Below are 23,377 nucleotides of genomic sequence, written 5' to 3' on the forward strand. Positions count from 1 at the left end.
ACCGACGGCGGCCACGGCGACCGGTCGGAGCGCGGTGTCGAGACGACGCCGGTACCGGCGTCGTGGGAGTCGACGACGGCGGCCGATCCGTCGGAACGGGTGGACGCGGCGCCTCACCGGGCATCGGAGTCAGCTCCCTCGGCTGCTGGTCCCGACGCCGGAGAGCGGCGGGACGCCCACCGGGGTTCGGAGCGGACGCGTCGACATCCGGACCGTAACGCACCATCGTCGTGCGCGCGCCGGATGAGCGGCCGATCGTCGGTACCGCTCCCGGGACGGGCCCCTAGTCGAGCAGGTCCTCGACCGTGATCGGGATGTGCCGGACCCGCACACCGGTGGCGTCGAAGACGGCGTTGGCGATCGCCGCCGCGACGCCGACGGTGCCGATCTCGCCGATGCCGCGTGCCCCCACGGCGTTGTGCAACGTGTCCGGGCGCTCGACGAAGGCGACGTCGACCTCGGGGATGTCGGCGTTGACCGGCAGGAGGTAGCCGGCGAGGTCGGCGTTGGCCGGACGGCCGTCCGCCTCGATCTCCAGGCCCTCGTGCAGCGCGGCGGACACGCCCCAGATCATCCCGCCCTCGATCTGGCTGCGGGCGGCCTTGTCGTTGACGATCCGGCCGGCGTCGAAGACGCCCAGCATGCGGGAGACGCGGACCTCCCGGGTGAAACGGTGCACCCGGACCTCGCAGAACTGGGCACCGAAGGAGCTGAAGGAGTGCTTGGTCATCTCCTCGCCGGGCGCCGAGGAGCCGGTCACCGCGAGCGACGGACGCCGGGTCGCCCGCAGGACCTCACCGAAGCTCATCTCCCGGCCGCCGCCGAGCACGTGCCCGTCGGCGTAGGAGACCTCGGTCCCGGCGAACGGTGCGCCGGGAGCCGTGGCCAGGGCCAGCAGATCGTCGATGGCCTTGGGGGCGGCGATCATGATGGCGGTCCCGGCGCTCGCGGTACCGGTCGAGCCGCCGGACATGCCACCGGGCGGCAGAGACGAGTCGCCCAGACGCGGCCGGACCCTCTCCGGTGCGATGTCGAGGGACTCGGCCCCGATGATCGCCAGGACGGTCAGCAGGCCGGTCCCGGGATCGGCACCGCTGGCGGCGACCTCGGCGGTGTCGTCGTCGTGCAGCGTGATCCCGACCGTGGCCGGGAAGCGCAGGGCGGGGAACATCGCGGTGGCCGTGCCGACGCCGACGAGCCAGTCGCCCTCGACCCTGCTCCCGCCGGTGCGGCCCGTCCAGCCGAACCGGGCCGCACCGATCCGGAAGCACTCGTCGAGGTGCTTGCTCGACCACTGCAGGTCGCGACCCGGAGGCGCGGTGGAGTTGTTGCGCCGGCGCAGCTCGATCGGGTCCATGTCGAGACGGATCGCCAGCTCGTCGATCGCGCTCTCCAGGGCGAACGACCCGGGCGCCTCGCCCGGTGCCCGCATGAACGTGGTCGGCGGGATGTTCAGCGGCACCATCTTCTGGCTGATGGCCAGGTTCGGGGTGGCGTACCACTCCTTGGACGTGCCGTGCGAGGTCGGTTCGACGAAGGACCGGTCCGCCGGCGTGCTCGACCACGAGTCGTGGCGCAGCGCGACCAGGTCCCCGTTGCGCTCGGCGCCGACGGTGATCGTCTGGACGGTCGCCGGCCGGGTGGCGGTCGCGGTGAAGACCTGTTCACGGGTCAGCGCGGCCTTGACCGGGCGGCCGAGGGCACGGGCGGCCGCGGCGGCCAGGAACGCCGGCACCGAGGCGCGTCCCTTCCCGCCGAACGCTCCGCCCACATAGGGGTTGACCACGCGCACCGCGTCGGGGTCCGTGCCGAGGGCGGTGGCGAGGTCGGAGGCCACGATGTCGGAGCCCTGGTTGCCACTGTGGACGGTCAGGCGGCCGGACTCCCACACCGCGACCGCGGAGTGCGGCTCCATCGCGGCGTGGTTCTGGGTGGCGGTGGAGTAGGCCGCGGAGACCACGACGGGGCTCGCGGCCAGGGCGTCGTCGATGGAGTCGACGCCGGGCGCGAGCACCGCCAGCGACGGCGGTGAGCCGTCCATGGCCGGGGGTGCGTCCTCGGCGTCGGCGAGGCCGTCGTGGAACGAGGTGCGGGCGGGCTCGTGCCGGTAGGTGACCCCGACGAGCCCGGCCGCGTCGCGGGCCTGTTCGAAGGTCTCGGCGACCACGAAGCCGATGGGCTGCCCGTAGTAGGTGACCTCGGTGTCCTGCAGCGGGACCCACGCGCGGCCCAGCATCGGGTGGTTCGGGGCATGCAGGGTCAGCGGGTCGAAGGGGGAGTACACGGCGAGGACGCCGGGTGCCTCCCCGGCCGCAGTGACGTCCATGGCCTCGACGTCGGCGTGCGCGGCCGTGCTGGTCACGACGTACCCGTAGGCCATGCCGGGAAGGCTGCGGTCCGCCGCGTACCGCGCCCGGCCGGTGACTTTCAGCGGGCCGTCCAACCGGTCGGTCATGCCCGGCTCCCTTCGGTCAGTTCCCGTAGCGCACGCACGATCGTCCGCGGCAGCAGTGACACCTTGAACCCGTTGTCCGACAACGGCGTCGCCCCGTCGGCGGCGACCGAGGCCGCAGCCTCGAACGATTCCTGGGTCACCGGGGTCCCGCGCAGGGCCTCCTCGACGGCACCCAGGCGCCACGGCACGGTGGCGACGCCGCCGACGGCCACCCGGGCGTCGGCGATCCGGCCGTCCCGCACGTCGAGGGCGACGGCGGCCGAGCACAGCGCGAACTCGTAGGAGGCGCGGTCGCGCACCTTGACGTAGGTCGAGTGCTGCGCCCAGTCCAGCCGTGGGACCTGCACCTCGGTGATCAGCTCACCGGGACGCAGGTCGTTCTCCACCTCGGGGCTGGTCCCGGGCAGGCGGTAGAGGTCGGCCAGCGCGACCGTGCGGGTCCCCTCCGCGCCGGCGAGCACGACCTGCGCGTCGAGCGCGGTCAGGGCGACCGCCAGGTCGCTGGCGTGGGTGGCCACGCACGCCTCGCTGGTACCCAGCACGGCGTGCATCCGGTTCGATCCCGAGATCGCCGGGCAGCCGCTGCCGGGGTCGCGCCGGTTGCACGGCGCAGCGACGTCGCGGAAGTAGGAGCAGCGGGTGCGCTGCAGCAGGTTGCCGCCGATGCTGGCCATGTTGCGCAGCTGCTGGGACGCGCTGAGCAGGAGTGCGCGGCTGATCATCGGGTAGACGCCGGGGTGTGCGGCGACGTCGCTCATCCGTTCCAGGGCGCCGATCCGCAGCCCGTCGCGGGTGTCGAGGCCCCGTAACGGCAGGGCGTTGATGTCCTGGACGTGGCCCGGCGTCTCCACGTCGAGCTTCATCAGGTCGACGAGCGTCGTCCCGCCGGCCAGGAAGGCTCCGGGGGAGGCGAGGGCGTCGGGGACGGTCGCCGGTGCGGTCAGCTCAAACGGTCGCATCGGGCTGCCTCGCCTGTTCGATCGCCGCGACGATGTTCGGGTACGCCGAGCAGCGGCAGAGGTTGCCCGACATGAACTCGCGGACGTCGGCGACGTCCTGCTCCACCGCCGCGACGGCGGACATGACCTGTCCGGGGGTGCAGAACCCGCACTGCAGGGCGTCCTGGTCGAGGAACGCCCGCTGGACCGGGTGCAGGCCGCCCTCGGGGGCGAGTCCCTCCACCGTGGTCACCGGCTCCCGCACGATCGCGGCGAGGGTGAGGCAGGACAGGACGGGCCGGCCCGCGACGTGCACGGTGCAGGCGCCGCACTGACCGCGGTCGCACCCCTTCTTCGGGCCGGTAACACCGAGCCGTTCCCGCAGGGTCTCGAGGAGGGTCGCGCCGGGTTCGACGTCGACGTCCTCCGTGGTTCCGTTCACATGGAGTGAGATGTCCACTGAGCCTCTTCCCGGCCGTCGTCACCGACGACGAGCACGGTGTGTGGTGGTGAGGTGGGAGGCCGCCGGGGTGGTCGGGCAACGGTCCTCCGGCGGTGAGCCGACCGTAGCGGATACTTATCCGCTTTGGCAACGAGTGTGGTCCCGGCCCGGCGGGCATGGACTACCGTGAGGGCTCACGACGTCGACGCCGGGGAGTGACGATGACGACCGGTGCGGTGAGCCCGCGGCGGGCGGACACACGCCGCAACCACGACCGCATCCTCGCCGTCGCCGCCGAGTCGCTCGCGCAGCTCGGCGAGGTCTCCTTCAACGCCGTCGCCAAGCAGGCCGGGGTCGGCGTCGGCACGGTCTACCGGCACTTCCCCAACCCGGAGGCGTTGATCCTGGCGGTGTACCGCCTCGAGCTGCGACACCTGGTGGAGGTCGTGCCGGGACTGCTCGCGACCCACACGCCGGAAGGGGCGTTCCGGGCCTGGGCGGCCGATCACCTGAGCCACTACCTGATGACCAAGCGGGGCCTGATCGACGCGCTGCGCGCCGCGAGCACGGGCAAGGGGGAGCTGCCGAGCGACGTCTACGAGGCGGCGCAGGAGGCAATGATCGGCGCCGTCACGGCCCTGGTGGACGCGAACATCGCGGCCGGGACGGTCGGAGCCGACCTGGATCCGGCAACGGTCCTGCGCGGGCTCGCCGGGCTGATGCTCCTCGACTCCACGGGCGACTGGCGGCGCGAGGCCGAGGGCCTGATCGACCTGTTGTGGCGGGGGATGAGTGCAGGCGCCCCCGCGCACCCTCCGGTCGCCCCGGCGCCGGGCCCGGCTCCCGCCCCGTCGAGCTGAGCCCGGCGACGGTCGTCGACCCGGACCGGCCCCGACCGACGATCCGGCCCGTTCCCACGGCGTCGTGGTCGGTCAGACCTGCGCGTAGCCGCCGTCGACGGCGAGCTCGGAGCCGTTGACGAAGCTCGAGGACTCCGAGGCCAGGAAGACGGCCGCGGCGGCGATCTCCTCGGGTTCGGCGAGCCGGCCGAGAGGGACCGAGGCCTCGGTCGCGGCGAGCTCGTCGGCCGAGAGCAGATCGAGCAGACCGCGGGTGCGGGTGGCGCCGGGGGAGAGCATGTTGATCCGGTACCGACCCGCCCCGGCGCCGTGGGCGACGCCGCGGACGAGGTTGCGCAGCGCGGCCTTGGTCGCGCCGTAGACGGGCAGGAACGGCTCGGGCCGCGAGGCCGCCGTCGATCCGGTGAGGATGATCGACGCCCCCGGCGAGAGCAGCGGCAACGCCTTCTGCACGGTGAACAGCGGGCCCTTGACGTTCGTAGTGACCATGGCGTCGAACTGCTCCTCGGTGATCTCGCCCAGCGGGGCCGCGATCCCGATCCCGGCGTTGGCGACCAGGACGTCGATCCGGCCCGCCTGCTCGGCGACCGTCCGGTAGAGCGCGTCGAGCTCCTCGAGCCGGCCCACGTCGCAGCGGACCCCGGTCACCTCGGGTCCGAGTTCGGCCTCGACCTCGTCGAGCTGCTCCTGGCGACGCCCGGTGACGAACACCCGCGCGCCCTCCGTGCGGTAGGCCCGCGCGATGGCCAGCCCGATACCCGCGTTCCCTCCCGTCACCACCGCGACCTTGCCCTCCAGCGACCCCATGACGGCTCCCTTCCTGGTTCTTGACTGATCGGTCCATATCACCTGATATGGACCGATCGGTCAAGAACAGGGACGGCATCGTGTCGTGCGTCACCACGAAGACGCTCAGGTGGGGACGCTCAGGTGGCGGGGAGCAGGCCGTCGAGCAGGGTGTCGGCGACGGCGGACAGCACGGCCGGGTCCTGGCCGATCCGACCGAGGACGATCAGCCCGAGCTGACCGGCCAGTACCGCACGGGCGATCTCGTCCGGGTCGGCGTGGGGCGCGAGGTCTCCCTCGAGCTGTGCCCGCCGTACCGCATCGGCCAGGACGGCGGTGGTCGCGGTGTAGCTGCGCCGGGCCTCCGCGGCCACCTCGGCGGCGTTCGTGGAGAGCTCCATCGCGGTGTTGGCCAGCAGGCAGCCCCGGCGCGCCTGCTCCCCGCTGGGATCGCGCACCGGCGCGGTGACGAAGCTGCGGATCACCTCGATGCCGCGGTCCGCGTCCTCGAGCCACGTCCGCAGCATCCGGTCGTTGGCCTCGTCGTACTCGCGCAGCACGCGCAGGAACAGGCGCTGCTTGTCCCCGAACGCCCCGTACAGGCTCCCCTTGCCCAGGCCGGTGGCAGAGAGGAGGTCGTCGAGTGACGTGCCTGCGTATCCGTTGTCCCAGAACGTCGCCTGAACGGCCGACAGCACCCGCTGCTCGTCGAACTGGCGTGGACGTGGCATGCGGGCAGGGTATCCGTGGTGGACCGGACGGTCCACTATCAGGCGGGTGGCTTCCACCCGAGGGCCGGGCCGAGAGAGGTCGCCATGTCGGTCAGGATCTGGACGTAGTCGGCGTGGTCGAAGCTGAACGGCAGGGCGAAGACGACCTCGCGCACCTCGCGGAACGCGGCGTCGGCGTAGAGCCTCTCCGCGATCTCCTGCGACGTCCCGAGGATGTCGGGCGCGGCGAGCAGGCCGGGGCCGGGAGGGCCCATCGGTGCGGCGGTGCGCGGGGTGCGCTTCTCGACGTAGGCCTGGTACCTGGACTTCTGCTCGGCCGTCGCGGTGTCGGTGGGGATGACGACGAGGCCCTGCGAGACCCGGGCGCCGTCACCGAGCGGGTGGTGCTGCTTGAACAGCGCGATCTGGCGTTGCTGGATCGCGGCGAAGTCCCACCGGCCGTCGGTCTCGAGGTCCGACGGCTCGGGCTTGGTGATGTTGCTGGTCAGCAGGTTCAGGCCCTGTTCGGCGGCCCATCGGGTGGACCGGCTGCTCCCCGAGCCGTACCAGACGCGGTCGGCGAGACCGGGGGAGTGCGGCTCCACCCGAGCGGAGAACCGCTCGAAGCCGGCGGTGCCGGAGAACGTGCTGACGGGCTCACCGGAGATCATCCGCAGCAGCCGGGCGACCCGTTCGGACGAGAGGTCCTCGACGTCGGCGGTGTCGGGGTAGAGCGCGTTCTTGACGTCGTCCCAGTGGATCGGCGGGCCGACCGAGAACCCGGGTTCCAGCCGGCCGCCGGAGAGGATGTCGACGGTGGCGAGATCCTCGGCCATGCGCAGCGGATTCTCCCACCCCAGAGGGGTCACGGCCGTGCCCATCGCGATGCGGTGGGTGCGCTGCGAGGCCGCCGCCATGATCGCGACGGGCGAGGAGATGCCGGTCTGGAAGTGCCGGTGGCGCAGGTAGGCGCTGTCGAACCCGAGCTGCTCGCCGAGCTCGATGACCTGCAGGACGTTCTCGTGCCCCGGCCCCGGGTCGTCGCCGTCGAACAGGCCGATGGTCAGGAACCCGAGCTTCTCGAGGGGGACGTCGGGGGTCGGCATACCGGCTCTCCTTCTCCTGTCACGGCCCTGCCGGCCGTGCGGCGGCCCCTGGTCCAACGGCGCCACCGCGCCCCGTGTTCCACCCGGCCGCGACGCGCGGGGGACGGGGGGTCCTCCCTCCTTCCCGCTCAGGTGGGGGAAGAGGACGGAAGTCGACCTCTTCGCGCTCTAGCGTCGGCACGACACGGCGCTCCGGTCGGTGCCCGGCCCCGGCTCGGACGGCGGACGGGCCCGCACCGGACAGCGCCGACGAGAGTGCACCGGACAGGAGCGACGAACCCATGCGCACCGCTTTCACCGACGTCCGCGTCTTCGACGGCGAGGAGGTCCACCCCTCGACGACGGTCGTCGTCGAGGACGGCCTCATCGCCCGCGTCGGAGGGTCCGAGCCGCCGGCGGGGATCGACCGGAGGATCGACGGCCGCGGCCGCACCCTCCTGCCGGGTCTGATGGACGCCCACGTCCACGCCCTCCCCGAGGACCTGACGACGGCGCTGCGCTTCGGGGTCACGACCGTGATGGACATGGGCGGCCCGTCCTCGGCGCAGGACCGGGCGGCGTGGGCGGCCCGTCACGACAGCGCCGACGTCCGCGGCGCCGGGCAGCCGGTCACGGCGCCGCACGGCCACCCCACCCAGCTCTTCGCGAACCTGAGCGGCCCCGGCGTCCCCGACCCCGCGCAGTTCCCGCAGACCAGCTCGCCCGACGAGGCGCGCACGCTGGTCGACCGCCTCGTCTCGACCGGCTCCGACTACGTCAAGTTCATCCTGGAGGAGGGCACCGTGATGGGTGACCCCGGCCTCCCGCTGCTGCCCCACGACGCCTACGCCGCCGGCGTCACGGCGGCCCACGAGCACGGGCACCTGGCGATGACCCACGCCCAGACCGCGGCCACCTGGGCCCAGGCCGCCCGGGGTGGCGCCGACGCCCTGGTCCACCTGTTCATCGACCGTCCGCACGACGACCGGCTCGTCGACACGGTCGCCTCCTCGGGCGCGTTCGTGACGCCGTGCCTCGTCCTCGCCCGCTCCTTCATGGGCATCGCCGCCACGGAGCTCGCCGCCGACCCGCGGGTGAGCAGCAGGCTGGCGCCACACTGGACCGAGGCGCTAGGTCGGTCGTTGTCCACCTGGGACGCGCCGTTCGACGACGCCCTCGCGAGCGTCGCGGCCCTCGACGCGGCGGGTGTGGACGTCCTGGTCGGCACCGACGCCTCCGTCGCCGTCCCCACCACCGGCGGCCAGGCCCACGGCGCGAGCGTGCACCACGAGATGGCCCTGCTCGTCGAGGCCGGCTTCTCACCCGTGCGCGCGCTGAGGGCGGCGACGTCGGTCCCGGCGCGGCGCTTCGGTCTCGACGACCGCGGGCGCATCGCCGCCGGGCTGCGCGCCGACCTGGTGCTCGTCGACGGCGACCCGACCACCACGATCGGCGACAGCCTCTCGATCGTGGGCGTGTGGCGCGGCGGGCGGCGGTCAGGAGCCCTGAGCGACCAGGACCTCGCCTTCCAGCCCGTCGGGGTCGCGGAAGAACATGCTGCGGACCGATCCGAAGTCGTTTACGACGCCGTCGGCGGCGCCGGTGTCGATCAGCCGCTGCCGGATCGTGGTGAAGGCCTCCGGTGAGGCGGCCTGCAGGCCGAGGTGGTCGAGGCGCCCGCGTCCCCACATCGGGGTCTGGCGGTCGGGCTCGGTGTTGCCGGGGATGACGAAGACGTTGAGCTCGGTGTGCGGGCCGATCCGGATGACGGTCATCGTCTCCTCCCCGTGCTCGCCGTGCGGGCGGGTCGGACCGACCTCGGCGTCGAACACCTCGGCGTAGAAGCGTCCGAGGCGGTCGACGTCGGCGGAGATCAGTGCGACGTGGTTGACGCCGTCGAGCAACACGATGTCCTCCTTCTCGTCCGGCCGGTGGCGACGTTCGCCGTCGCCGGCCGGAGCCGGTTCTCAGCGGGGCCACAGCTTCTCAGGGATCGCACAGCGGACGGTTCGTACGTTGGTGTCATGCCCACTGCACTGGTCACCGGAGGAAGCCGCGGACTCGGCGAGGTCTACGCCCGGGAGCTCGCCGAGCGCGGCTACTCGCTCGTCCTCGTCGCCCGCGACGGCGCCCGCCTCGCCGTCACCGCGGAGCGGATCGGGCGGGCGACCGGCGCGATCGTGGAGACGCTGCCGGCCGACCTGACCCACCCGGCCGGTCTGGCGGCCGTCGTGCGGCGGGTCGCGGACCGGGAGCGGCCGGTGGATCTGCTGGTCAACAACGCGGGCGTGGAGTGCGACGCGGTGTTCGCCGACGCCCCGGTCGAGGCCCTGACCGCGGAGATCGACCTGAACGTGACCGCGGTGATGCGCCTGAGCCGGGCCGCGGTCCCGGCCATGGTCGCCCGCGGGCGCGGCGCGATCCTGAACGTGGCCAGCTTCGCGGGGTATCTCCCGTCCGGCGGGAACGCCTACGGGGCGTCGAAGGCCTGGGTGCTGGCCTTCACCGACACCGTCTCGGCGTCCCTGAGCGGGACCGGGGTCACGGCCACCGCCGTGGCGGCCGGGCGGATCCGGGGCGAGGACGACCCGTCCGGCCCGTTGTGGCTCGACCCGCGGACCGTGGTGCGCCGTTCGCTGAACGACGCCGCGCGCGGGCGGACGTTGTCGACGCCCGGCTCCGTGTACCGCGGCGTCGTCGGCTACCTGGAGGCCCCGCGGACGGCACTGCGCCTGGCCGCGAGGCTGGCCGGCCGCGGGCGGGACCGGTGCGCCCGGCTGGAGCGGTCCGCCGTCGCGGAGCCGGTCACGGCCGACGCCGGACCGCCGCGGCTGCGGTCGGCGGCCTAGATGCGTGGGTGGCGCCGGCCGTCGACGTAGAGCGCGCCGCCCTCGACCAGCGCCCGGGAGACCGCCTGCAGGGCGGCGGTCTCGATCTCGGGGTGGCGTCCGTCGAACGCACCCACCCGGTTGGCGAAGGCGAAGTCGAACGCCGGCTCGCCGGGCTCCGGCACGAAGTCCTCGATCGGCACGGTCCGCGTCCCCAGCCTGCCCGCGGCGATGAGCGAGGCCCCGGTCGTCCGGAGCCGGCCGATCGCCGTCGACGACCGGTCCACGGCGAGGACGAAACCCGTGTCGAGACGTTCGGCGACGGCGCGGGCGGCGGCGCCGGGCCCGCAGCCGATCTCCAGGATCCGGGATCCCGGCGTGATCGGGAGACGGTCGACGACGGCCGCCAGGCGTGCCGACAGGGCGATCTGCACGGCGCCGACTATGGAGAGGAGGGCGGGGCGGGCGCAAGCGCGGACGCTCCCTGTCGGCGGTCGACGTCGTCCGGCCCGCAGCGCCGCGTCCGAGCCGTCCACCCCGATGACGGCGGCCCCGGCGGCCCCGGCATCCCCGCGACTCCCCGGACCCGTCGTCGGCCTGCTCCCGTATTCGGGTGATGCCGGCCCCGCCCGGTCCGGGCGGGCGGCCGCACCACGGACGTCGCCGCCGAACACAGACCCGGATCGCCCGCCGGCGGCCCCGATACCGTGGGGTGTGCCCGCGCCGCCGTCCGAGCCGTCCGAGCCGGTCGGGGGACGCGCACGGCTCGGCGTCGGAGCGGTGGCCGTCGTGGTCGCACTGCTCGCCGCACCCATCGCGACGCACACGTGGCAGTCCACGGCGGTGACCGGCGCGATCGGGGTCGTGGCCCTCGCCGCGACGATCGCCGGCCGCCCGGCGCGTACCGGTGTCCCGCGGCGGCTCGGGCGGACCGCGGTTCCGTGGTTCGTCGTGTTCGCGCTGGTCACGGTCGTGGAGCTCGGAGCGCTGGCCTGGGGCGACCGGGCGTCGTTCCCGACCGTGAGCTGGCTGCTCGGGCCGTACTTCATCGAGCCCGCGGTGCGCTTCGCCGGGTACGTCGCGTGGATCTGCGCGGGCTTCTGGCTGGTCCGGCGATGAGCGCCGGCTACGCCGCGACGATCGCGGCCTACCTCCTGCTCGTCGCCGCGGCCGTGGTGCTGGAGCTGCTGGGACGGCGTCCGGGTGCCACGGTCCCGACGTTCTCCGACGTCGTCACGGCCGTCGCGGCGACGGTGCCCGGCCGGATCGCGCTGCTGGGCCTGTGGTGGTGGGCGGGATGGCACTTCCTCGCCCGCAGCAGCCTGCCGCCGGGGTGGCCGTACCCCTGATCGGACCACGCCCGGTGCCGGCCGCGGTGCGGCGTTCTCAGGCGAGGCGGCCGGCGCGACGGGCGGCGCGCAGGCCGTCCAGGTCGTCCTTCGCCAGGGCCTGCCAGAAGCGCAGGGCCGCGTACTCCATCTCCAGTCCCAGCTCCACGGTGATCATCCGGGGGCCGGCCTCCGGCCGGTCGCCGAACCGCTCGACCATCTGCTCGTACTCGGCGATCCGTGCGCGGTGCTGCGCGATCTGCTCGTCGGCCAGCCGGGGCACGTCGGCGGGGTCGCCGACCTCGTTGAAGAACAGCTTCAGCTCGGCGATGTCGCGCATCTGGAAGTGCTCGTCGGTGGGGGAGGCGAGCCAGGCCCGCAGGGCGTCGCGGCCGTCGCCGGTCAGCGAGTAGGTCTTGCGCCGGCGCCCGTCCTCCTCGCTGACGCGGTCCAGCAGGCCGGCCTCGGTGAGCCGGTCCGGCTCGGAGTAGAGCTGGGCGTGCGGGAAGTGCCAGAAGTAGCCCACCGAGTGCCCGACCGCGCGCTTGAGGTCGTAGGGGGTGGACGGCCCGCGCAACGCGATCATGCCGAGCACGACGTAGGACGTCGTCGACAGTCGCACCGGCACACGGGAAGCCTAACGAAGGATCCCCCGTCGGCCTTGCCCGGCAGCCATGCGTTTCGTATAGTCCGTTTCAGATCGTACGAAGGAGACGGATGGATCTCGCGACCACACTGCGGTGGACCGCCGAGCGGCACCCGGACCGGACGGCCGTGTCGGGCACCGGCCGGCACCTGACCTACCGCGCATGGGAGGCCCGGGTGAACCGGCTGGCCGGGGCGCTGCGGTCCTCCGGTGTCGGGCCGGGGGACCGGGTGGCGCTGAGCCTCACCGGCGGGGAGCCGCTGGCCTCGCTGCACCTGGCCGTCCAGGTCCTCGGCGCCGTCTCGGTGCCGCTGTCCACCCGGTTCGGTGTCGACGAGTTGGCCTACTGCCTCGACGACGCGCAGACCTCGCTGGTGGTCACCGACGACGCCCAGGCCGAGCGCACCACGGCGGCGGCCGGGACCCTGCCGATGCGCACCGTGACCGAGGTCGACACGGCCGCCGAGCGGGAGCCGGACACCGCGCCGGGGCCCGCGCCGTCGCAGGACGACCTGAGCGTCCTGCTCTACACCTCCGGCACGACCGGGAAGCCCAAGGGCGTCCCGCGCACGCACCGGGCCGAGCGCACCGCCGCCGTCGCGCACGCGGTCCAGACCCAGCAGCGCCAGGGCGAGCGTGTGCTCGGCGTGATGCCGATGTTCCACACGATGGGCCTGCGCACGCTGCTGTGCTCCATCGTGGTCGGTGGCACCTGGGTCGCCCAGGCGGCGTTCGACGCGGGACAGGCGTGCGAGCTGGTCGTCGACGAGTCGGTCTCGTCGCTCTATCTGGTGCCCACGATGTACTGGTCCCTGCTGCGCGCGGACGGGCTGGAGCGCGCGACGGGCCTGGACCGCTTGGCCTACGCCGGCGCGGCGATGACCCCGTCGCTGGCCGAGGAGCTCTCCGCCGCGGTGGCGCCGTCGTCGTTCGTCAACCACTTCGGATCCACCGAGATCTACACGTTCACCATCGGCCCGGACGTGCTCGCCAAGCCCGGGTCGGCCGGACGGGCGGGGGTGTTCTCCCGCGTCCGGCTGGTCTCGCCCGAGGTCGGCGCCCCGCCGGACGCCGAGGTCGCGACCGGGGAGCAGGGACAGGTGATCGTCTCGCTGGACAGCCCGGAGGCCTTCGCCGGCTACTGGCGGCGCCCGGACGCCGACGCCAAGGCCATCCGGGACGGCTGGTACTACACCGGCGACCTCGCCGTCACCGACGACGACGGTGACCTGCACGTCTCGGGCCGGGTCGACGACATGATCAACTCGGGCGGGGAGAACATCTACCCGGACGAGATCGAGGCCGTGCTGGCCCGCTGCCCGGAGATCGACGACGTGTGCGTGGTCGGTCTGGCCGACGACCGGTGGGGGCACGCGGTCACCGCGTTCGTCGTCCCCGTCCCCGGCGCCGACCCGCTGGGCGCGGCCGGGCAGACGCTCGCGTTCGCCCGCGAGGTCCTGCCCTCGCTCAAGCGCCCGAAGCGGGTGATCGCCGTCGACGCCATCCCCCGTTCCGGGGTGGGCAAGACGCTGCGCCGCACGCTGACGGCGGGACGGTACGAGGCGAGGGGTGAGGCCCGTGCCTGAGCACGGCCGCTGGACCCCGTCCCGGGTCGAGGACGCCGCGCTGGTCGCCGGGCGGGGTCGCTTCCTCGACGACCTCGACCCGCTGCCCGGCACGCTCGTCGCCGCCGTGGTGCGCGCGACCCAGCCGCACGCGCGCCTGGTGTCGGTGGACCTGTCGAGGGCCCGCGCCCACCCCGGCGTGGCCGCGGTGATCGGGCCCGACGAGGTCCGGGAGGCGCTGCGCCCGTTCCCGCTCTCCACCGGCGCCGCGATGCCCTACCTGCCGACCGGGGTGGACAAGGTCCGCTTCGTCGGCGAGCCGATCGCCGTCGTGGTGGCGGGCGACCGCTACACCGCCGAGGACGCCGCCGAGCTGGTCGCGGTGGACTACGAACCGCTCGACGCCGTCGTCGGGGCCCGGGCCGCGCTGGCCACGGGCGCCCCGCTGCTGCACTCCGACGCCGGATCCAACGTCGCGACCGACCGGACGTTCTCTTTCGGTGGGGTGGACGAGGTGTTCGCCGACGCCGTGCACGTCGTGGAGGGGGAGTACGAGTTCCCGCGCTACTCGTCGGTGCCGATGGAGTGCTTCTCGGTGATCGCGCAGTGGAACGAGGAGTCCGACGGGCCCGGCGTCGAGGCGTGGGCGAACTTCCACGGCCCGTTCACGATGGTGCCGGTGATGGCCGGGGCGTTGGGCGTCCCGACGTCGAAGGTGCGCCTGCACGTGCCGGCCGACATCGGCGGCAGCTTCGGGATCAAGGCCGGCATCTACCCCTACGTGGTGCTGATGGCGCTGGCGTCGAAGCACTCCGGCACGCCGGTGCGCTGGACCGAGGACCGCGTCGAGCACCTGCTGGCCAGCTCCTCGGGCGCGGACCGGGTGATGCGCTTCGCCGCCGCCGTCGACGCCGACGGCACGGTGAACGGGCTCAAGGTCGACCTGGTGGACAACGTCGGGGCCTACCTGCGCCCGCCGGAGCCCTCCACGCTCTACCGCTGCTTCGGCAACATCACCGGCCCGTACACGATCGGCGCCGTCGAGATCCGGGCCCGGGCCGTGGTCACGAACGAGATGCCGACCGGTCTCAACCGCGGCTTCGGCGGCCAGCAGCTCTACTTCGGGCTCGAGCGGCTGATGGACGCCGTCGCCGCCGCGACCGGGCTCGACGTCCTGGAGGTGCGGCGACGCAACCTGATCCGGGGCTTCCCCCACGAGACGCCCACCGGCGGCGTCTACGACTCCGGCGACTACCCGGCGGCGCTGGAGCTCGCCGAGAAGAACGCCGACATGGACGAGCTCCGGCAGCGCCGGTCCGACGCTCGCGCCGAGGGTGCCCACTACGGGATCGGCGTCGCTCTGGTCACCGACCCGTCCGGCACCAACATCGGCTACGTCGGGCTGGCGACCCCCGCGCAGGACCGCAAGCCGGGCCGGGACAAGTCCGGCTCCACCGAGCACGTGCGGATCTCGGTCGACCTGCAGGGCAGGGTCACGGTGATGCTGGGCAGCGTCCCGCAGGGCCAGGGACACGCGACCGTCGCCCGCCAGGTCGCCGCGGACCGGCTCGGTCTCCCCGTCTCCCACGTCCGCGTGGTGATCGACATGGACACCGCGACGACACCGTGGACGGTCACGTCCGGCAGCTACTCCTCGCGCTTCGCGCCGCTGGTGACCAGCGCCGTCGTGCAGGCCGCGGACCGGATCGCCGAGACGGTCCGGGCGGCGGCGTCGACCATGCTGGGCGTCGATGCGGCCGAGCTGGAGCTCGTCGACGGCACCGTGCGTGCGCGGTCGGGCGGGTCGGTGGAGTTCCGGCACGCCGCGGGCGTCGTGCATTGGGACCCGGGCGCCCTGCCGGAGGGCACCTCGGCGCGGCTCTACGAGGAGGCCGCGTTCACCCCGCGCGAGGTCCGTGCGGCCACCATGGACGACAGGATCAACTCGTCGCTCTGCTACGGGTTCGTGGCCGAGATCGTGGCCGTGCGGATCGACCCGGACACCCTGGAGATCACAGTGGACCGGGTGTCGTCCGTGCACGACGCGGGCACGGTGCTCAACCAGCAGCTGCTCGACGGCCAGGTGCACGGCGCCCTGGCCCACGCCCTCGGTGGGGCGATGTACGAGGAGTTCACCTACGCCGGGTCCGGGCAGCCGACGTCCGCGACGTTCCTGGACTACCTGTGCCCGACCAGCGCGGAGACCGGCTACGACCTGCGCACCGACCACGTCGTGTCGCCGTCGCCGCTGACCCCGCTGGGGGCCAAGGGCTGCGGTGAGGGGTCGTCGATGAGCTTCCCGGTGGCGTTCGCCAACGCCGTCGCCGACGCCCTGTCCCCGCACGGCATCGCGATCGACCGCATCCCGCTGCACGGCGAGGTGCTGCACCAGCTGTTCGAGAGCAAGGAGACCTTCTGACATGGCACTCACCGGTGGCGACGTCCTCCTGGACCGCAGCGAGGACGGCCGCATCGCCTACCTGACCCTGTCGCACGGCAAGTACACCGTGGTGACCTGGGAGATGCGGCAGCTCGTCGCGGACCGCTTCGCCGAGATCGACGCCGACCCCGAGGTCCGGGTCGTGGTGGTGCGCTCGGACGGCGAGCACTTCACCTCCGGCGGGGACATCGCCGGGTTCATGGAGGTCGACCCGATCGACTTCACCGACCTCGGCCACAACGTCACCGCCCCGGCCCGGAGCGCGAAGCCGGTGATCGCCGCGATCGACGGCTACTGCTTCGGGGTGGGCTGCGAGATGGTGCTGTCCTGCGACATCCGCCTCGGTACGCCCCGCACCCAGCTCGCCCTGCCCGAGATGAACCTGGGCATGATCCCCGGCTCCGGCGGGACCCAGCGCCTGTCCCGGCTGATCGGATTGTCCCGGGCGAAGTACCACATCATGACCGCCACCCGGATCAGCGCCGAGCAGGCGCACGACTGGGGCGTACTGGCCGAGGTGCACTCCGACCGGGACGCCCTCTACGCCGCGGTGGAGTCACTGGCCGCGAAGATGGCCGGCTTCTCCCCGGCCGCCCAGCGCACGGCCAAGGAGGTGCTGGACAAGGGCATCGACGGCCCGCTCTACACCGGCATCGACCTGGAGCGGAAGGCCTACGCCATGCTGCGTTCCACGAACGACTTCGCCGAGGGCGTGAAGGCGTTCGGGGACAAGCGCAAGGCCGAGTTCACCGGGCGCTGACCGTCCCCGCACGCGATCGCGAACCCCAGGAGGGGGAGGCATGAAGGCTGCACCGTTCGCCTACGTCCGTCCGTCCGGCCTCGACGACGTGCTCGCCGAGCTCGCCGGCGGCGACGGCAAGGTGCTCGCCGGCGGCCAGTCGCTGGTGCCGGTGCTGGCCATGCGGCTGGGACGGCCCGGCACGCTCGTCGACATCAACGCCGTCGACGAGCTCACCGGGCTCGCCCGCGCCGGGGACACGCTCGCGGTCGGCGCCGCGGTGCGTCAGCGCACCGTCGAGCACTCCCGGCTGGCCCGCGACGTCCCGTTGCTCGGGATGGCGATGCCCTTCGTGGGGCACCGGGAGCTGCGCAGCCGCGGCACCGTCTGCGGCAGCCTCGCGCACGCCGACCCGGCCGCCGAGCTGCCCGCCGTCGCGGCGTGCCTGGGCGCGACGGTCACGGTGGCCGGTCCCTCGGGACGCCGTCGGGTGCCGGCCGCCGAGTTCGTGCTGGGAGCGATGACCACCGGTGTCGGGCCGGACGAGGTCGTGACCGGGGTGGAGCTGCCGGTGGCCCGGCCCGGGCAGGGCTTCGGGTTCGCCGAGATCGCCCGCCGGCACGGCGACTTCGCCCTGGCCGGGGTCGTCACGGTCCTGGACACCGGCCACGACGGGACGCTGCGCGAGGCCCGGCTGACCGGATTCGGCATCTCCGACCGGCCCGTCACCTCCGACGTGACCGACCTGCTGGCCTCCGAGCTGCCGGGGGACGGCCGGGAGGACCTGGCCCGCCGGCTGCGCCCGGGCACCACCGAGCTCGCCGCGCGCATCGTCGACACCGGCGGTGACGCGCACGGCTCCACCGGCTACCGGCGCCGGCTGTTCGCGGTGCTGGCCGCACGGGAGCTGGCGACGGCCTGGACGAAGGCCGGACGTAGTGCGCCGGGCGCCGGGCCGTCCGTCCGGCAGTGACCGACACCGCGGGGCACGTGCCCCACCGAGGAGGACCCGTGACCGCGACCCCACCCCAGCAGCGCCCCGCGCCCGGCCACACCGCACCCGGCCACACCGCGCCCGGCCGCCGCGCGGCGGACCCGAGCTCGGCCGGGACGCCTGCGCAACGCCGTATACCCGCCGCCGCCAAGGTGGCCGCCGGTGACCTCGTCGACGTCGCGATGACCGTCAACGGCACCGACGTGACGGTGTCCGTGCCGGCCCGGATGCACCTGGCCGACGTCCTGCGCGAGCACCTCGGGCTCACCGGCACCCACCTGGGCTGCGAGCACGGCGTCTGCGGGATGTGCACCGTGCTCGTCGACGGCGACGCGGCGCGCGCGTGCCTGCTGTTCGCGGTGCAGTGCGAGGGCGCCGAGGTGACGACGGTCGAGGGCCTCGGCACCGCCGACGACCAGCACCCCCTGCAGCAGGCGTTCTCCGCCCACCACGGCCTGCAGTGCGGCTTCTGCACCCCCGGCATGCTGATGAGCGGCTACGACCTGCTCACGAACGGGCCCGAGGGGACCGCCGTCGCGCCGGAGGAGCTGCCCGAGCAGATGTCCGGCGTGATCTGCCGGTGCACCGGCTACCGCGGCATCCTCGCCGCGGTCGCCGACGTGGCCGCCGAGCACCCCGACGGGCTCCCCGGCCCGCGCAACTGCGCCTCCCGGACCCTGGTCGGCCGCGGCGGCGCCCGCCCCGCCGACGCGGGCTCGGCGGAGGGAGGGCCCGACGCCGGCCCGGCCGTCCCGGAGGAGGTGCGGATCCCCGCCGGGGCGCCGTCGGCGACGGTGTCGGTGCGCAGCGAGCTGAGCTCCGACGTCGCGTCGGTCTGGAACGTGATCGACGACTTCGACCTGCTGGCCCGCTGCCTGCCCGGCGCCGAGCTCGTCGAGATCCTCGACGAGAGCCGCTACCGCGGCCGGGCGACGATCGCCCTGGGGCCGGTGAAGCTGAGGTTCGAGGGGCTCGCCCAGGTCGTCGAGCGGGAGCCGGCCGAGCACCGGCTGAACGTCCTGGCGCAGGGCGCCGACGCCGGCGGCAGCGCGACGCGTGCGGTCATCAGGCTGCGGGTCGAGCCCGGTGCGGACGGCGGGAGCGTGCTGGTCGCCGATGCCGACCTGCATCTGTCCGGGCGGATCGCGCAGTTCGGGCGGGCACTCGCCGGTGACGTGAGCAGGCGGCTGTTCGAGCAGTTCGGACGGTCGGTGGACGAGGCCGCCCGCACCGGACAGGCTCCGGATGCCACGTCGACGGGGCCGAGCCCGCTGCGGATGGCGGCCGGCGCGACGCTGGACACCTTGCGTTCCGCGGCACTCCGGATCCGCGCCCGGGTGTGGGGCCGGGCGCGCGCCCGACGCGCCAGGAGGTGACGTGGTCGGACGTGGGGGTTCCCGAGGTCCTGACCCACTGGGCCTGTTCGATGTGAGACCCGTTCATCCGTTGGTGCGTCGCGGTAAGCCAGGTCCCTGGCGTTCCCCCTGTTGGTGTGTTGTGAATCCGCTGGTGGGCGCGCCCCAACGGTGGCAACGCGGTGGCGGTGCCGCGGCGGGTGAGCTCGGCGACGGCGACATCGGTGCTCGGGAACGCGCGGAGATATCTCAGGTCCGCACGCACTTGTGGAGCGGCCGACTGCAGGGCGCGGCAAGTTCCGGCCAACGCGAACGCGATGCCCATGCGCGCGCAGCCATAGCGGGCGTGCGCCATGGCCTTGGATGCTCCGCAGTCGATCGCGTGTACGGCGTCGAGGTGCGCCGGCACCGCGGTCAGGTGCAGATGATCGGCGCGGACCAGCGACAGCTGCGAGTCGATCCGGCGTAGCAGTCGAGCCGCACCCGCCCGGCCCAGCATCCCGGTCACCCGGATCACGCGAACCCCGGGCACTGGCATGTCGATTCTCAGGGGCGCGCCGGAGCCGCCCGGGCCGTCGGCGGCGCCGTCGGCCGGAGCGCACGTGGATCGTCATCGCAGTCCCCTTCCGTGCGGTTTCTGCGAGCTGGTTCCTCAACCCCGGACACGTGGAGCTGTATCCGGTGCGGCGCTGCTCGTCGAGCCGGCCTGGAGGGGCTCCGAGAACAGTTGGTCGCGGGCGACGAGCAGAGCGAAGTAGGCCTCGGTGACGTCGCCGGCGGCGAGGTGGGCGCACGCGACGCGGGCGGGAATGTAGCCGAGCCTGTCTGGTCGGCTGGTGCTCAGCGCGGTCCGGAGGCGATGTTCGAGGTCGCTGGGCTGTGGGGACTGGGCGGCGATCGTGAGGTTGCGCAGGCGCTGAAGGCCGGTATCAACGGCCGCGGGCAGCGTGTCGGCCGCGGGCGGGGCGCCATCGTGTGCGTTTCGGGGCCGGGGTCCGGCGGTCGCGGTCACTATCGGGTGCGGGGAGGTAAGCATCGATGTTCCTGTCCGGGTCGGCGTGATCATGAACCCGCAGGGGCGAGCCCGGGTGGTTCTGCACGTCTGCCGAATAGGGGACGTGTCGACCCGTGTGTGGCTCTCTCGCGGATGGTTTGACGGTAGGCAGCTCGTGGGGCGTTCCCGAGCCGCAACCGGCGGCGGGGCGGTGCGGAATCGGCTCGGCGACGGTTCCGAAAATGGATCGGTCCCTGCGAAGCAGGACCTCGCATCGTCCGAATGGCGACGCCTCGTTGTCAGATTCCGTCCCGCCGCGACGGGTCGTGGCAACAACGTTTACTCGTACGCCGGCGAGGCCGGCGCCGGGCGCAGCCCAGGACCTCGAGGTGCGCGCTCCGTCGCGGAGTCCCAGCCTGAAGTCGCGCTGGTCGGGTCGCCTGGCGGCGTGGATGTACTCGACATCGAGAGGCACCGGCCAGTACCTGTAGGAAGATCGGAAAGCCGACGTCAATGTCCGGAGGTATTGCGCGATGGGTCCCTCGTTGCCGCCTGGGTCGGGTACCTGTCATGGAGATGGCCGCGGACCACGCGGGTGCAGCCGGGCGGCGGAGCCACGAGCGGTCCCTGGACACCCGAAGGGCCATCGTCGTGGCCGCGGCGGAACGGTTCGCGGTGGTCGGCTATCACGGTGCCACGCTCAACGAGATCACTGCCCTGAGCGGGGTGACGAAGGGGGCGATGTATTTTCCACTTCCCGAACAAGGAGGCGGTGGCCGACGCGGTGATCACCGCGACCGAGGAGATCTGGACCTCGGTGCTCGCGGAGCTGGATGACCGCGACGGGGTTCGCTGCACACCGTCGTGGTGCTGACCGAGCAGAGGTATGTGGGACACGTTGTTGCCGCTGGTCGCCACGGCGGACTGGCTCGTCCGACACCCCGTCCGCGTCTGAGCGCGGCACGGACTGCCCCGTTCGGACCGACCCCGTTCGGCTGTCCATATCATTTGGCGGTTCCGTACCGGGCGCCCTGTTCGTAGTGTTCGCGGCGTCACACTCGCAGGTACCGGTGCCGGTCCCAGCCCGTCCCCAATTTGGCGAGCGCCTTCCCCGGTGTGCGACTCCAGGGGTGCCCGATGGGCGAGGGTATGCGCGACGATCGGGGCCGACCGCTGGTGCGTTCCAGCGATGTCGATGATCTGGTGGAGCGGGTCACCGCGATCATGTCGCCCCATACGGTCGCGCCGGCCCGTGCGGGCGAGTTCACCGCGCAGGTCTTCGGGTTCCACACCTCCGGGCTGTCGTTGCTGGAGTTCGACTACGGGATGGGGGTGCGGCTGAGCGCGGATCCGCTGCCCGGCTATGTGGCGGTGTGCCTGCCGCTGACCGGGTCGATGACCGCGCGCCACCAGGGGCGTCGGCTCGACGCCTGCGCCGGTGGGGCCGCGGTGGTGGGGACCCCGGCCTCGGAGCTGGTGATGGACTGGAGCGAGGCACTGCGGCTGCTGGTGCTGCGGATCGACCTCGGCGCGCTGCGCTCGCTGGCCGCTCGGCTGGTCACCGACCAGCCCGAGGAACCCGACCTGCAGTTCGACCCGGCGATGGACAACCCGGTGACCACCGCGACGGCGCTGGGGCAGGCCCAGCTGATGCGACGGATGCTTTCCGACACCGGACCGGAGGCGGTGAATCCTTTGGTGACGGCGCAGCTGCGTGAGCAGGTCATGTACACCCTGCTGCTGGGCCAGCCCAACAGCTGGACCCGGGCGCTGTGCTACCGCCCCGCGCCGGCGCACCATTCGGCCGTCGCCGACGCCGCCGAGCTCATGCGATCCCATCCTGAGCAGCCGTTGACGATCGAGGGACTCGCGCGCGCGGTGGGCTTGTCGGTGCGGGCCCTGCACGCGGGGTTCTGCCGGGAGTTCGACCGATCCCCGAAGCAGTACCTGCAGAACGTGCGTCTCGAGCGTGCCTACGCCGACCTGGCCGTTGCCGACCGCGGCCACGGAGTGCGGGTCACCGAAGTCGCCTATCGGTGGGGTTTCAGCCACCCGGGCCGCTTCGCCACCACTTACCGGCACCGCTACGGCGAGGCTCCCGCCGCGACCCTGGCACGTCCGCTGCGCTGAGTTCGGCTGCTGCGCTCGCCCGGCTGCCGAGCCCGGCCGCTGCGCTGAGCACAGCCGTTGGGTAGTGCCGATTCCGCATCGCCGGGCCTGCCGGGAACGGCTCTGATCCGATGCCGGGGCTCTTTAGTGTCATGGCTGCGTCGTGGTCCCGAGGTGGGTCTGGCGTATCAGGAGTTCGCCGGGGGCACCGGAACGGAGCGCATCGTCGATGTCGTCATTGTTGGTCGGCCCCGATCGAACCGTGGACCGCGCTCGACACCGCCCGGGAATGCCTGATCTGGGCCCCGACCTGCCGGTGGCCTCATTCCGTTGCTGCCTGTCGCACGGGGCGGTTGTGAGGGTGTTCGACCGGAGTTCCGGACCGATGGTCGCGTCATCCGACTCTCGATAGATACCGCATGGTGAGACACCCGGGAGACGGGGTAAGCGCGATGCGATTCCGCTGAGCGTGCCCGGCCCGCCCGATGATGACGGAGGAACGGTCATGACCCACGAACTGCGCGGCCGCACGGTCGCGATCCTGGCCGCGGACGGGGTCGAGCGCGTCGAGCTCGACCTGCCCCGCGGCGCCCTCTACGGTGCCGGCGCCGCCGTCGAGGTGCTCTCACTGCACACCGGGTCCTTGTGGGCGCGGGAGTGGGACAAGGACCCGGCCGGCACGATCACGGTCGACCAGGAGGTCGGCAAGGCGTCGGTGAGCGACTACGACGCGCTGCTGCTGCCCGGCGGCACGGTCAACCCCGACCAGCTGCGCGCCGACCCCGCCGCGGTGGAGTTCGTGCGTGCATTCGTGGCCACCGGCAAGCCGGTCGCCTCGATCTGCCACGGCCCCTGGACCCTCGCCGAGGCCGACGTGATCCGCGGTCGGCGACTCACGTCATGGATGAGCATCCGTACCGACCTGCGCAACGCCGGCGCCGAGGTCGTCGACGAAGAGGTCTGCATCGACGGCCAGTTCACCACCAGCCGGTCCCCGTTCGACCTTCCCGCGTTCTGCGCGGCGATCGTCGAACAGTTCGCGGCCGTCCCGGCTACAGCCTGACCCACCACCGACGCCACAGCACCCGAAAACCAGGAACGGA

The 23,377-nt window shown here is 73.0% G+C and carries 20 protein-coding genes and 2 pseudogenes; 13 read left to right on the plus strand and 9 right to left on the minus strand.

Annotated elements, in window-relative coordinates; genetic code table 11:
- Positions 1 to 283 precede the first annotated feature (283 nt).
- The 3 genes from EV383_RS12830 to EV383_RS12840 are packed head-to-tail and all read right to left on the minus strand — an operon-like array spanning position 284 to position 3,853.
- Complete coding sequence (locus EV383_RS12830) at positions 284 to 2,455, minus strand: xanthine dehydrogenase family protein molybdopterin-binding subunit (protein WP_130290126.1); 2,172 nt, start codon at positions 2,453 to 2,455, stop codon at positions 284 to 286.
- A complete protein-coding gene (locus EV383_RS12835; RefSeq protein ID WP_130290127.1) occupies positions 2,452 to 3,414 on the minus strand; it encodes an FAD binding domain-containing protein in 963 nt (320 codons plus the stop codon). Before EV383_RS12835 ends, EV383_RS12830 begins: the two co-directional genes overlap by 4 nt.
- Positions 3,401 to 3,853, minus strand: coding sequence for a (2Fe-2S)-binding protein (locus EV383_RS12840; RefSeq protein ID WP_130290128.1), 453 nt, complete (start codon positions 3,851 to 3,853; stop codon positions 3,401 to 3,403). Before EV383_RS12840 ends, EV383_RS12835 begins: the two co-directional genes overlap by 14 nt.
- 203 nt (positions 3,854 to 4,056) lie before the next feature.
- On the opposite strand from EV383_RS12840, the gene EV383_RS12845 reads away from it, so the two are divergent.
- Positions 4,057 to 4,695, plus strand: a complete 639-nt coding sequence (locus tag EV383_RS12845; protein ID WP_130290129.1) for a TetR/AcrR family transcriptional regulator — start codon at positions 4,057 to 4,059, stop codon at positions 4,693 to 4,695.
- Between the two features lie 72 nt (positions 4,696 to 4,767).
- On the opposite strand, the gene EV383_RS12850 is transcribed toward EV383_RS12845, so the two are convergent.
- From EV383_RS12850 to EV383_RS12860, 3 genes are all read right to left on the minus strand, one after another.
- Positions 4,768 to 5,502, minus strand: a complete 735-nt coding sequence (locus EV383_RS12850; RefSeq protein ID WP_130290130.1) for an SDR family NAD(P)-dependent oxidoreductase — start codon at positions 5,500 to 5,502, stop codon at positions 4,768 to 4,770.
- A gap of 119 nt (positions 5,503 to 5,621) precedes the next feature.
- Positions 5,622 to 6,212, minus strand: coding sequence for a TetR/AcrR family transcriptional regulator (locus tag EV383_RS12855; RefSeq protein ID WP_130290131.1), 591 nt, complete (start codon positions 6,210 to 6,212; stop codon positions 5,622 to 5,624).
- Between the two features lie 38 nt (positions 6,213 to 6,250).
- Entirely contained in the window at positions 6,251 to 7,297 is a 1,047-nt protein-coding gene (locus EV383_RS12860; protein ID WP_130290132.1) for an LLM class flavin-dependent oxidoreductase, read from the minus strand.
- 281 nt (positions 7,298 to 7,578) lie between these two features.
- Here EV383_RS12860 and EV383_RS32150 point away from each other — a divergent pair.
- Positions 7,579 to 8,757: pseudogene (locus tag EV383_RS32150) on the plus strand (amidohydrolase family protein); the annotation flags it as partial.
- 15 nt (positions 8,758 to 8,772) lie between these two features.
- Here EV383_RS32150 and EV383_RS12870 read toward each other — a convergent pair.
- Positions 8,773 to 9,183, minus strand: coding sequence for a VOC family protein (locus tag EV383_RS12870; protein WP_130290134.1), 411 nt, complete (start codon positions 9,181 to 9,183; stop codon positions 8,773 to 8,775).
- Between the two features lie 117 nt (positions 9,184 to 9,300).
- On the opposite strand from EV383_RS12870, the gene EV383_RS12875 reads away from it, so the two are divergent.
- Entirely contained in the window at positions 9,301 to 10,125 is an 825-nt protein-coding gene (locus EV383_RS12875; protein ID WP_130290135.1) for an SDR family NAD(P)-dependent oxidoreductase, read from the plus strand.
- Here the strand turns inward: EV383_RS12875 and EV383_RS32155 are convergent.
- Positions 10,122 to 10,538 (minus strand): SAM-dependent methyltransferase, encoded by a 417-nt coding sequence (locus EV383_RS32155; protein ID WP_130290136.1) that lies wholly within the window; start codon positions 10,536 to 10,538, stop codon positions 10,122 to 10,124. The two genes, EV383_RS12875 and EV383_RS32155, sit on opposite strands and share 4 nt — an antisense overlap.
- 280 nt (positions 10,539 to 10,818) lie before the next feature.
- Here EV383_RS32155 and EV383_RS12885 point away from each other — a divergent pair, with 280 nt between their 5' ends.
- Together EV383_RS12885 and EV383_RS12890 are read left to right on the plus strand one after the other, a co-directional pair.
- Positions 10,819 to 11,223 carry a hypothetical protein gene (locus tag EV383_RS12885; protein ID WP_130290137.1) on the plus strand — a complete coding sequence of 135 codons (405 nt, stop codon included), beginning with the start codon at positions 10,819 to 10,821 and terminating at the stop codon, positions 11,221 to 11,223.
- Positions 11,220 to 11,453, plus strand: a complete 234-nt coding sequence (locus EV383_RS12890; protein ID WP_130290138.1) for a DUF6186 family protein — start codon at positions 11,220 to 11,222, stop codon at positions 11,451 to 11,453. Before EV383_RS12885 ends, EV383_RS12890 begins: the two co-directional genes overlap by 4 nt.
- A gap of 37 nt (positions 11,454 to 11,490) precedes the next feature.
- Here EV383_RS12890 and EV383_RS12895 read toward each other — a convergent pair whose 3' ends face one another.
- On the minus strand, positions 11,491 to 12,060 hold the full coding sequence (locus EV383_RS12895; RefSeq protein ID WP_341273723.1) for a PadR family transcriptional regulator: 570 nt from the start codon (positions 12,058 to 12,060) through the stop codon (positions 11,491 to 11,493).
- An 89-nt stretch (positions 12,061 to 12,149) separates the two neighbouring features.
- On the opposite strand from EV383_RS12895, the gene EV383_RS12900 reads away from it, so the two are divergent.
- The 8 genes and pseudogenes from EV383_RS12900 to EV383_RS12935 all read left to right on the plus strand — a co-directional run bounded on the left by EV383_RS12900 (position 12,150) and on the right by EV383_RS12935 (position 23,337).
- The gene (locus EV383_RS12900; protein WP_130290139.1) at positions 12,150 to 13,664 is read left to right on the plus strand and encodes a class I adenylate-forming enzyme family protein; all 1,515 of its coding nucleotides are present in this window, start codon (positions 12,150 to 12,152) and stop codon (positions 13,662 to 13,664) included.
- Positions 13,657 to 16,062: a xanthine dehydrogenase family protein molybdopterin-binding subunit gene (locus EV383_RS12905; RefSeq protein WP_130290140.1), complete on the plus strand. Its 2,406-nt coding sequence runs from the start codon at positions 13,657 to 13,659 to the stop codon at positions 16,060 to 16,062. Before EV383_RS12900 ends, EV383_RS12905 begins: the two co-directional genes overlap by 8 nt.
- Position 16,063: 1 nt before the next feature.
- Positions 16,064 to 16,843: an enoyl-CoA hydratase/isomerase family protein gene (locus tag EV383_RS12910; protein ID WP_130290141.1), complete on the plus strand. Its 780-nt coding sequence runs from the start codon at positions 16,064 to 16,066 to the stop codon at positions 16,841 to 16,843.
- Positions 16,844 to 16,883: 40 nt separating this feature from the next.
- A complete protein-coding gene (locus tag EV383_RS12915) occupies positions 16,884 to 17,795 on the plus strand; it encodes an FAD binding domain-containing protein (RefSeq protein ID WP_130290142.1) in 912 nt (303 codons plus the stop codon).
- Positions 17,796 to 17,833: 38 nt separating this feature from the next.
- Positions 17,834 to 19,192, plus strand: a complete 1,359-nt coding sequence (locus EV383_RS12920; RefSeq protein WP_242623062.1) for a 2Fe-2S iron-sulfur cluster-binding protein — start codon at positions 17,834 to 17,836, stop codon at positions 19,190 to 19,192.
- Between the two features lie 1,549 nt (positions 19,193 to 20,741).
- Positions 20,742 to 20,864, plus strand: a pseudogene (locus EV383_RS33070) (hypothetical protein); the annotation flags it as partial.
- Between the two features lie 477 nt (positions 20,865 to 21,341).
- On the plus strand, positions 21,342 to 22,295 hold the full coding sequence (locus EV383_RS12930) for an AraC family transcriptional regulator (protein ID WP_165438331.1): 954 nt from the start codon (positions 21,342 to 21,344) through the stop codon (positions 22,293 to 22,295).
- 484 nt (positions 22,296 to 22,779) lie between these two features.
- Positions 22,780 to 23,337, plus strand: coding sequence for a type 1 glutamine amidotransferase domain-containing protein (locus EV383_RS12935; protein WP_130290144.1), 558 nt, complete (start codon positions 22,780 to 22,782; stop codon positions 23,335 to 23,337).
- The last annotated feature ends 40 nt before the right edge of the window (positions 23,338 to 23,377 follow it).

The sequence above is a fragment of the Pseudonocardia sediminis genome (assembly GCF_004217185.1).
Lineage (GTDB): Bacteria > Actinomycetota > Actinomycetes > Mycobacteriales > Pseudonocardiaceae > Pseudonocardia > Pseudonocardia sediminis.